At 63.6% G+C, this 9,726-nt stretch carries 8 protein-coding genes and 1 tRNA gene; all 9 read right to left on the bottom strand.

What is annotated here, in order from left to right; translation table 11 throughout:
* A partial coding sequence (locus AC30PD_RS10020) for a DNA-directed RNA polymerase subunit beta' (protein WP_489535516.1) occupies window positions 1-1,417 on the bottom strand: 1,417 nt, incomplete at its 3' end.
* A gap of 17 nt (window positions 1,418-1,434) precedes the next feature.
* Complete coding sequence (gene rpoB / locus AC30PD_RS10015; protein WP_489535515.1) at window positions 1,435-5,559, bottom strand: DNA-directed RNA polymerase subunit beta; 4,125 nt, start codon at window positions 5,557-5,559, stop codon at window positions 1,435-1,437.
* A gap of 339 nt (window positions 5,560-5,898) precedes the next feature.
* Window positions 5,899-6,279 carry a 50S ribosomal protein L7/L12 gene (gene rplL / locus AC30PD_RS10010; protein ID WP_489535514.1) on the bottom strand — a complete coding sequence of 127 codons (381 nt, stop codon included), beginning with the start codon at window positions 6,277-6,279 and terminating at the stop codon, window positions 5,899-5,901.
* A 42-nt stretch (window positions 6,280-6,321) separates the two neighbouring features.
* Window positions 6,322-6,849: a 50S ribosomal protein L10 gene (gene rplJ, locus AC30PD_RS10005; RefSeq protein WP_489535513.1), complete on the bottom strand. Its 528-nt coding sequence runs from the start codon at window positions 6,847-6,849 to the stop codon at window positions 6,322-6,324.
* Between the two features lie 281 nt (window positions 6,850-7,130).
* A complete protein-coding gene (gene rplA / locus AC30PD_RS10000) occupies window positions 7,131-7,841 on the bottom strand; it encodes a 50S ribosomal protein L1 (protein ID WP_489535512.1) in 711 nt (236 codons plus the stop codon).
* Between the two features lies 1 nt (window position 7,842).
* The gene (rplK, locus tag AC30PD_RS09995) at window positions 7,843-8,277 is read right to left on the bottom strand and encodes a 50S ribosomal protein L11 (RefSeq protein WP_489535511.1); all 435 of its coding nucleotides are present in this window, start codon (window positions 8,275-8,277) and stop codon (window positions 7,843-7,845) included.
* Window positions 8,278-8,453: 176 nt separating this feature from the next.
* Window positions 8,454-9,041 (bottom strand): transcription termination/antitermination protein NusG, encoded by a 588-nt coding sequence (nusG, locus tag AC30PD_RS09990; protein ID WP_489535510.1) that lies wholly within the window; start codon window positions 9,039-9,041, stop codon window positions 8,454-8,456.
* Between the two features lie 21 nt (window positions 9,042-9,062).
* Complete coding sequence (gene secE / locus AC30PD_RS09985; protein WP_489535509.1) at window positions 9,063-9,449, bottom strand: preprotein translocase subunit SecE; 387 nt, start codon at window positions 9,447-9,449, stop codon at window positions 9,063-9,065.
* 137 nt (window positions 9,450-9,586) lie between these two features.
* A tRNA-Trp gene (locus AC30PD_RS09980) sits at window positions 9,587-9,662 on the bottom strand.
* Window positions 9,663-9,726 lie beyond the last annotated feature (64 nt).

Below are 9,726 nucleotides of genomic sequence, written 5' to 3'. Positions count from 1 at the left end.
CGATCGACAGCGGCACGTGCACGGCCATCTGGTCGCCGTCGAAGTCGGCGTTGAACGCCGCGCAGACCAGCGGGTGCAGCTGGATCGCCTTGCCTTCGATCAACACCGGCTCGAACGCCTGAATGCCCAGGCGGTGCAGCGTCGGCGCGCGGTTCAGAAGAACCGGGTGCTCCTTGATGACTTCTTCGAGGATGTCCCAGACCACCGGCGTGCCGGACTCGACTTCCTTCTTCGCCGCCTTGATGGTCGTGGCGATGCCCATCGCCTCGAGGCGCGAGAAGATGAAGGGCTTGAACAGCTCGAGCGCCATCAGCTTGGGCAGGCCGCACTGGTGCAGCTTGAGCGTCGGGCCGACCACGATGACCGAACGGCCGGAGTAGTCGACGCGCTTGCCCAGCAGGTTCTGGCGGAAGCGGCCGCACTTGCCCTTGATCATGTCGGCCAGCGACTTCAGCGCGCGCTTGTTCGCGCCCGTCATCGCCTTGCCGCGGCGCCCGTTGTCGAGCAGCGAGTCGACGGCTTCCTGCAGCATGCGCTTTTCGTTGCGCACGATGATTTCAGGGGCCTTCAATTCCAGCAGCCGCGCGAGGCGGTTGTTGCGGTTGATGACGCGGCGGTACAGGTCGTTCAGGTCGCTGGTCGCGAAACGGCCACCGTCGAGCGGCACCAGCGGGCGCAGGTCCGGCGGCAGCACCGGCAACACTTCCATCACCATCCACTGCGGCTTGATACCCGACTTCTTGAAGGCTTCCATCACCTTCAGGCGACGCGAATTCTTCTTGACCTTGAGCTCGGAGCCGGTCATGTCGCCACGCAGCTTCTCGATCTCGACGTCGAGGTCGATCTCGGCCAGCAGCTTGTGCACGCCTTCGGCGCCCATCAGGGCAACGAACTCGTCACCGAACTCGGTGCGCTTCGCGTCGTAGTCGTCCTCGGACATGATGCTGAACTTCTTCAGCGGCGTCATGCCGGGGTCGACGACCACGTAGGCTTCGAAGTACAGCACGCGCTCGATGTCGCGCAGCGTCATGTCGAGCACCAGGCCCAGACGCGACGGCAGCGACTTCAGGAACCAGATGTGGGCGCAAGGCGCGGCCAGGTCGATGTGGCCCATGCGCTCGCGGCGCACCTTGGTCTGCGTGACTTCAACGCCGCACTTCTCGCAGATCACGCCACGGTGCTTCAGGCGCTTGTACTTGCCGCACAGGCACTCGTAGTCCTTGATGGGCCCGAAGATCTTGGCGCAGAAGAGACCGTCACGCTCCGGCTTGAAGGTGCGGTAGTTGATGGTTTCCGGCTTCTTGACTTCGCCGAAGGACCAGGACCGAATTTTTTCGGGGGAGGCCAGGCCAATCTTGATGGCATCGAAATGCTCATCGGGAGTGAACTGGCGGAACAGATCGAGTAAACCCTTCATGTCTGTTTCCTTCTTTCTTAGTTGCGCTCGAGTTCAATGTCGATGCCCAAGGAACGGATTTCCTTGACCAGCACATTGAACGATTCCGGCATGCCGGCTTCGATGGCGTGTTCGCCCTTGACGATGCTCTCGTACACCTTGGTGCGGCCGTTCACGTCGTCGGACTTGACGGTCAGCATTTCCTGCAGCACGTAAGACGCGCCGTAGGCTTCGAGTGCCCACACTTCCATTTCGCCGAAGCGCTGGCCGCCGAACTGGGCCTTGCCGCCCAGCGGTTGCTGCGTGACCAGCGAGTACGGGCCGGTGGAACGGGCGTGCATCTTGTCGTCGACCAGGTGGTGCAGCTTCAGCACGTGCATGTAGCCGACCGTGACGGGGCGCTCGAAAGCGTCGCCGGTGCGGCCGTCGTGCAGCGTGGCCTGGGTGCGCGTCGCGGTCAGGCCCTTGGCCTTGGCGATGTCGTCCGGGTAGGCCAGCTTCAGCATCGCGCGGATTTCTTCTTCGGCAGCGCCGTCGAACACCGGCGTCGCGAACGGCACGCCCTTCACCAGATTGCCGGCCATCTCGATCACTTCGGCGTCGCTCAACTCGTCGAGGCGCTCGGTCTTGCCGCCCGACTTGTTGTAGAGCTCGTCCATGAACTTGCGGATCTCGGCGACCTTGACCTGCTCTTGCAGCATGGCGCCGATGCGCTGGCCGATGCCCTTGCCGGCCCAGCCCAGGTGCACTTCGAGCACCTGGCCCACGTTCATGCGCGAAGGCACGCCCAGCGGGTTGAGCACGATGTCGCACGGCGTGCCGTCGGCCATGTAGGGCATGTCTTCGACGGGAACGACCTTCGAGACCACACCCTTGTTGCCGTGGCGGCCGGCCATCTTGTCGCCAGGCTGCAGGCGGCGCTTGACGGCCAGGTACACCTTCACCATCTTCAGCACGCCCGCGGGCAGCTCGTCGCCTTGCGTCAGCTTCTTGCGCTTCTCTTCGAACGCGAGGTCGAAACTGTGGCGCGTTTGCTCGAGCGAGTTCTTCACGCTCTCGAGCTGGCCGGCGACGTTCTCGTCGGCGGGGCGGATGTCGAACCAGTGGTACTTCTCGACGCTGGCGAGGTACGCCTTGTCGATCACGGTGCCCTTGGCGATCTTCTGCGGGCCGCCGTTGGCGGGCTTGCCCACCAGCAGCTTCTCGATCCGGTCGAAGGCGTCGCTCTCGACGATGCGCAGCTGGTCGTTCAGGTCGAGGCGGTAGCGCTTCAGCTCGTCGTCGATGATCTGCTGGGCGCGCTTGTCGCGCGGGATGCCTTCACGGGTGAAGACCTGCACGTCGATCACGGTGCCGTTGGTGCCCTGGTCGACCCGCAGCGACGTGTCTTTCACGTCGGAAGCCTTCTCGCCGAAAATCGCGCGCAGCAGCTTTTCTTCCGGCGTCAGCGTGGTCTCGCCCTTGGGCGTGACCTTGCCGACCAGCGTGTCGCCCGGGTTCACTTCGGCGCCGACATACACGATGCCGGATTCGTCGAGGCGGCCGAGTTGCTGCTCGCTCAGGTTCGGGATGTCGCGGGTGATTTCTTCCGAGCCCAGCTTGGTGTCGCGCGCCATCACGACCAGCTCTTCGATGTGGATCGAGGTGTAGCGGTCGTCGGCGATCACACGTTCGCTGATCAGGATCGAGTCTTCGAAGTTGTAGCCGTTCCAGGGCATGAAGCCGACCAGCATGTTCTGGCCCAGCGCCAGCTCGCCGATGTCGGTGGAAGCACCGTCGGCGATGATGTCTTCGGCCGACACCTTGTCACCGCGCTTGACGATCGGGCGCTGGTGGATGTTGGTGTTCTGGTTGGAACGCTGGTACTTGATCAGGTTGTAGATGTCGACGCCGACTTCACCGGCCACCGTTTCCTTGTCGTTGACGCGGATCACGATGCGGTTGGTGTCGACGTAGTCCACGACACCGCCACGCTTCGCAGCGACCACAGTGCCCGAGTCTTTCGCGGCGACACGTTCGACACCGGTACCCACGAGCGCCTTTTCGGGGCGCAGCGTCGGCACGGCCTGGCGCTGCATGTTGGCGCCCATCAATGCGCGGTTCGCGTCGTCGTGCTCCAGGAAGGGCACGAGCGAAGCGGCCACCGAAACGATCTGCGTCGGCGCCACGTCCATGTACTGGATGCGCTCGGCCGAGGTCAGGATCGACTCGCCGTTGTCGCGGGCCGAGACCAGTTCGTCGATCAGCTTGCCTTCCTTGTCGAGCGTGGCCGAAGCCTGCGCGATCACGTACTTGCCTTCTTCGATCGCCGACAGATAGTCGATCTGCGTCGTCACTTTGCCGTCGGCCACCCGGCGGTACGGCGTCTCGAGGAAGCCGTATTCGTTGAGTTGCGCGTACAGGGCGAGCGAGTTGATCAGGCCGATGTTCGGGCCTTCAGGCGTTTCGATCGGGCACACGCGGCCGTAGTGCGTGACGTGCACGTCACGCACTTCGAAGCCGGCGCGTTCGCGGGTCAGACCGCCCGGGCCCAGAGCCGAGACACGGCGCTTGTGCGTGATCTCGGAAAGCGGGTTGGTCTGGTCCATGAACTGGCTCAGCTGCGACGCACCGAAGAACTCCTTCAAGGCTGCCGAGATCGGCTTGGAGTTGATCAGGTCGTGCGGCATCAGCGCTTCGGTCTCGGCCTGGCCGAGGCGTTCTTTCACGGCCTTCTCGATGCGCGCGAGGCCCGAGCGATACTGGTTTTCGGCCAGTTCGCCCACGCAACGCACACGGCGGTTGCCGAGGTGGTCGATGTCGTCGACTTCGCCGCGGCCGTTGCGCAGCTCGACGAGGATCTTCACCACGTCGAGGATGTCTTCGTTGCTCAGCGTCATCGCGCCTTCCGGCACGTCGCGGCCGACACGGGCGTTGAACTTCATGCGCCCGACGCGCGACAGGTCGTAGGTGTCTGCCGAGTAGAACAGGCGGTGGAACAGCGCTTCGACCGCGTCTTCGGTCGGCGGCTCGCCGGGGCGCATCATGCGGTAGATGGCCACGCGCGCGGCCAGCTGGTCGGCGGTTTCGTCGGCGGCCAGCGTCTGCGAGATGTAGGCGCCTTCGTCGAGCTCGTTGGTGTAGAGCGCGGGGATTTCCTTGATGCCGGCCACGCGCAGCTTCTTCAGCAGCGTTTCGGTCAGCTCGTCGTTGGCCTTGGCCAGGATCTCGCCGGTGTCGGTGTCGACCACATTGCGGGCCAGCATGCGGCCCAGCAGGTAGTCTTCCGGCACGCTGATGAACTGCGTTTCAGACTGTTCGATGGCGCGCACGTGGCGCGCGGTGATGCGCTTGTCTTTCTCGACGACGACGTTGCCGTTCTTGTCGGTGATGTCGAAGCGGGCGATTTCACCGCGCAGGCGGTCGGCCACGAATTCGAGCTGAGCGCCCGAGTCCATGAGGCGGAAATTGTCGAACACGAAGAAGTTCGCGAGGATCGATTCCGGGTTCAGGCCGATCGCCTTCAGCAGGATCGTCACCGGCATCTTGCGGCGGCGGTCGACGCGGAAGTACAGGATGTCCTTCGGGTCGAACTCGAAGTCGAGCCACGAGCCGCGGTACGGAATGATGCGGGCGCTGAACAGCAGCTTGCCGCTGGAGTGCGTCTTGCCCTTGTCGTGCTCGAAGAACACGCCCGGCGAACGGTGCAGCTGCGAGACGATCACCCGCTCGGTGCCGTTGACGATGAACGAGCCGTAGTCGGTCATGAGCGGCACTTCGCCCATGTAGACCTCTTGTTCCTTGATTTCCTTTACCGTCTTGGCCTGCGGGCTCTCACGGTCATAGATGATCATCTGCAGCTTCGCGCGCACGGCGGCGGCGTAGGTGAGACCACGCACCTGGCACTCGCGCGTGTCGAACGCGGGCTTGGCCATGTTGAATTCGATGAACTTCATCTCCACGAACCCGTTGTGCGACACGATCGGGAAGGCGGAAAGGAAGGCGGCCTGGAGGCCTTCGGGCTTGCGTTTCTGCGGCGGCGTGTCCTTTTGCAGGAACGCGACGTAGGACTCTTTCTGCATCGTCAGCAGATAGGGAACGTTGAGAACACTCTCGCGTTTACCGAAGCTCTTGCGGATCCGCTTGCGCTCGGTGTAGCTGTAGGGGGTTTGTTGCTGCGCCATGTGTCGTTTCTCACTCCGTCTCAGAGAACTCGGCCCGGCCGGAGCTTCGTTCTCGTCGGCGACTGTCGCTCGCTGCCGGGTTGCGGTCGCAAGGCAATTCGAAGTCTGGTGGTTGGCCACTACCAACCGCTGGCGGACAACCCCGGCATTGCACCAGGGCCCGACCAAACTCGCCCCCTGCAGTCGGATCAGGGGGCTTTTGAAATCACTTGAAAGAACCCTCGATTGTCGAGGTTCGTGCTTTCAAGTGCTCTCATGGGGCCAATCGCACGCGACGGCCCGAGAAAGCACAAAAGGCTGGGTGCCGAAACCGGCCCCAGCCCCGTGCGCAGAGGCGAATTACTTGATCTCGGCCTTGGCGCCGGCGTCGACCAGCTTCTTCAGCGCGGCTTCGGCATCGGCCTTGGCCACGGCTTCCTTGACGGCCTTCGGAGCGCCGTCGACCAGGTCCTTGGCTTCCTTCAGGCCCAGGCCCGTCAGTTCGCGCACGGCCTTGATGACCGACACCTTGTTGGCGCCGGCTTCGAGCAGCATCACGTTGAATTCGGTCTGCTCTTCAGCCGCTGCGGCCGCGCCGCCACCACCGCCGCCGGCAGCCGGAGCCGCCATCGCGGCGGCCGACACGCCGAATTTCGTTTCGATGGCCTTGACCAGGTCGTTGAGGTCCATCACCGACATGCTGTCGAGGGCGGTCAGGAATGCGTCTTTATCGAATGCCATTTTGATTTCCAGTTCAGTTGATTGATTGCAAAGATCGGTCGATCAGGCGGCGGGCGCTGCTTCTGCTGCCGGAGCTGCAGCCGCTTCGGCACGCTTCTCGGCAATGGCCGCCAGCACTCGCGCCATGCGCGACACCGGCGACTGCATCAGGCCGAGCAATTGCGCCAGCAGCACTTCCTTGCTCGGAACCGAGGCCAGGGCTTTCACCCCGTCAGCGTCCAGAGCCTTGCCTGCGTAGGCGCCACCCGTGATGACCAGCTTGTCGTTGCCCTTGGCAAAGTCGGCAATGACTTTGGCCGCGGCGACAGCGTCTTCGGAAAAGCCGTAGATCAGCGGGCCGACCATGGTCGCCGAGGCCACTTCGAACGGTGTGCCGGCAACGGCGCGACGGGCGAGCGTGTTCTTCAGGACATGAAGGTACACACCCTTGTCGCGCGCCTGCTTGCGCAGCACGTTCAAGTGTTCCACGGTGAGGCCACGGTATTCAGCCAGCGCCAGCGTCTGCGATCGGGCCACCTGGGCCGACACATCCGCCACCACGGTCTGCTTCTCGCTCTTGTTGAGACTCAAGGTCTACTCCTCACAACATGTGGTCTTCGGTCGTTGCCGACGTCCGACCACCCTAAGGTTCAGCGAAACAACCGAACTGGAATTGATCATTCCTTTTCGGTGGAACCGCCATCTGCGCTGGCTTGTTGCCGGCGCGGTTCTGAGGCCGCGCCAAGCCTTCCATTAAGTGGCCACGAAGGGCCGCACCAGCGGTCTTGGATGACCTGCGTTCGCCTTGCGGCTGGCGCAGTCCACCAAACTCTTCAGGCCAGCACCAGACTCGTGCCGACCTTCGATTCACATTACCCGGCCGTCGCCGACGCGTTGATCGACGCGATTTCGACCCGGGCGCCCACGCCCATCGTCGAAGACAGCGCGACCTTGCGCAGGTAGATGCCCTTGCTCGAAGCCGGCTTGGCCTTGTTCAGGGCCTCGATCAGCGCGCGCAGGTTGCCCACCAGCTTGTCGGACTCGAACGACCGGCGGCCGATCGTGGCGTGGATGATCCCGCCCTTGTCGACGCGGAACTGCACCTGGCCGGCCTTGGCGTTGCGCACGGCCTGGGCCACGTCGGGCGTGACCGTGCCGACCTTCGGGTTCGGCATCAGGCCGCGCGGGCCCAGGATCTGGCCGAGCGTACCGACGATGCGCATCGTGTCGGGCGAAGCGATCACGACGTCGAAGTCCATGTTGCCGGCCTTGATCTGCTCGGCGAGGTCTTCCATGCCGACGATGTCGGCGCCCGCGGCCTTGGCATCTTCGGCCTTGGCACCCTGGGCGAACACGGCCACGCGCTTGGTCTTGCCGGTGCCGTTGGGCAGCACGACGGCGCCACGCACGACCTGGTCGGACTTCTTCGCGTCGATGCCGAGCTGCACCGCCACGTCGATCGACTCATCGAACTTCGCGGTCGCGCATTCCTTGACGATGGCGAGGGCGTTGTCGACGGGGTAGAGCTTGTTGCTGTCGACTTTGCCGGCGACAGCCTTCTGGCGTTTTGTCAAAGCAGCCATGTCAGACCACTCCTTCCACGGTGATGCCCATCGAGCGGGCGGTGCCGGCGATGGTGCGAACGGCGGCGTCGAGGTCGGCGCCGGTCAGGTCTTTCAGCTTGATCTTGGCGATGTCTTCGACTTGCGCGCGCGTGAGCTTGCCGACCTTGTCGGTGTGCGGCTTCGGCGAACCCTTGTCGAGCTTGAGCGCCTTCTTGATCAGCACCGTGGCCGGGGGCGTCTTCAGGATGAACGTGAACGACTTGTCCGCGAAGGCGGTGATCACGACCGGCAGCACGAGGCCGGGTTCCATGCTGGAGGTCTGGGCGTTGAACGCCTTGCAGAACTCCATGATGTTCAGACCGCGCTGGCCGAGCGCCGGGCCGATCGGGGGCGACGGGTTTGCCTTGCCCGCCGGGACTTGCAGCTTGATGTAGCCGACAATTTTCTTTGCCATCTTCACTCTCCAATGCAACCCGCTCGGCGATCAGCTCGCGTCGAGGGTTGTTGAGTTCAAACGCCAAGGGCTGGTTACCTTGGCTCCTCTTGCCGGTGTCTCGTCACCAGCAGCAACGGGTGATGAACGAACACCTTGCGGTGCCCGGCCCCATCACCAGGGCCGATTTCTGTGGCTCAGACCTTCTCGACCTGCGCGAAGTCGAGCTCGACCGGGGTGGCGCGGCCGAAGATCGTGACCGCCACGCGCACCTTCGACTTGTCGTAGTTGACGTCTTCGACGGCGCCATTGAAGTCGGTGAACGGGCCTTCCTTGATGCGCACGAGTTCGCCCACTTCCCATTGCACCTTGGGCCGGGGCTTCTCGACGCCCTCTTGCATCTGGTGCACGATCTTCAGCACTTCGGCTTCAGAGATCGGCGACGGCCGGTTCTTCGCACCGCCCACGAAACCCGTGACCTTGCTGGTGTGCTTCACCAGGTGCCAGCTGTCGTCGGCCATTTCCATCTCGACCAGCACGTAGCCGGGGAAGAAGCGACGCTCGCTGACCGACTTCTTGCCGTTCTTGAGCTCGACCACTTCTTCCATCGGCACCAGGATGCGGCCGAACTTGTCCTGCATTTCGGAGCGGTCGATGCGCTCGCGCAGGTTGCGTTCGACGGCTTTTTCCATGCCTGAATAGGCATGCACCACGTACCAACGCTTGTTGGTGGCCGGGGCCACCGTGGCAGCGGTCACTTCGGGCGTGTTGAGTTCTTCAGTCATGGCGATTTCCCTCGAAGCGCTTCAACGCTTCCAGCCCAGGATCAGGTCGTACAGCAACCACTCGAGCGTCTTGTCGGTCATCCACAGGAAGAGCGCCATCACGAACACGAAAGCGAAGACGTAGCCCGTCATCTGCAGCGCTTCCTTGCGCGTCGGCCAGACGACCTTGCGCACTTCACGCACCGAGTCGCGGCCGTAGGCGATCAGCTGCTTGCCCGACTCCGCCGTGAAGAACGTGGCCACCGCCGCCGCGAACAGCACGACCAGGGCCACGACGCGCAGCCACAGGTCCTGCTTGCCGAGCGCATAGAACGCCCCGACCCCGGCGACGACCAGCACCGCAGCCACCGCGAGCTTGAGCTTGTCAGCGCCGGTGGAGATGGTTTCGACTTGTGGTGGGTTCGCCATGTGTGTTCACTGTTTCAATCTGCCGAAGGGGCCCCGCCAAGGTGGCGCCGCCTCTGACAGCAAGGCCCGCAAGCGCTTTTGAGTGCGTTCGCGGGCCGCTGTGGTCGCCAGACGCCGGCCTCTTCAGACCCGGGATCTGGCAGGGGCGGAGGGCATCGAACCCCCAACCTCTGGTTTTGGAGACCAGCGCTCTGCCAATTGAGCTACGCCCCTTCGGATCTTCCTTACTCGATGATCTTTGCCACGACGCCGGCGCCGACGGTGCGGCCACCTTCAC

The sequence above is a fragment of the Rhizobacter sp. genome (assembly GCF_032229685.1).
Taxonomy (GTDB): domain Bacteria; phylum Pseudomonadota; class Gammaproteobacteria; order Burkholderiales; family Burkholderiaceae_C; genus LMDS01.
This window is presented reverse-complemented; position numbering and strand designations above follow the sequence as displayed.

Coding starts and splice junctions, on each gene's coding strand:
- nusG (WP_489535510.1), bottom strand. CDS start 9,041: ATGACTGAAGAACTCAACACGCCCGAAGTGACCGCTGCCACGGTGGCC.
- secE (WP_489535509.1), bottom strand. CDS start 9,449: ATGGCGAACCCACCACAAGTCGAAACCATCTCCACCGGCGCTGACAAG.
- rplK (WP_489535511.1), bottom strand. CDS start 8,277: ATGGCAAAGAAAATTGTCGGCTACATCAAGCTGCAAGTCCCGGCGGGC.
- rpoB (WP_489535515.1), bottom strand. CDS start 5,559: ATGGCGCAGCAACAAACCCCCTACAGCTACACCGAGCGCAAGCGGATC.
- rplA (WP_489535512.1), bottom strand. CDS start 7,841: ATGGCTGCTTTGACAAAACGCCAGAAGGCTGTCGCCGGCAAAGTCGAC.
- rplL (WP_489535514.1), bottom strand. CDS start 6,279: ATGGCATTCGATAAAGACGCATTCCTGACCGCCCTCGACAGCATGTCG.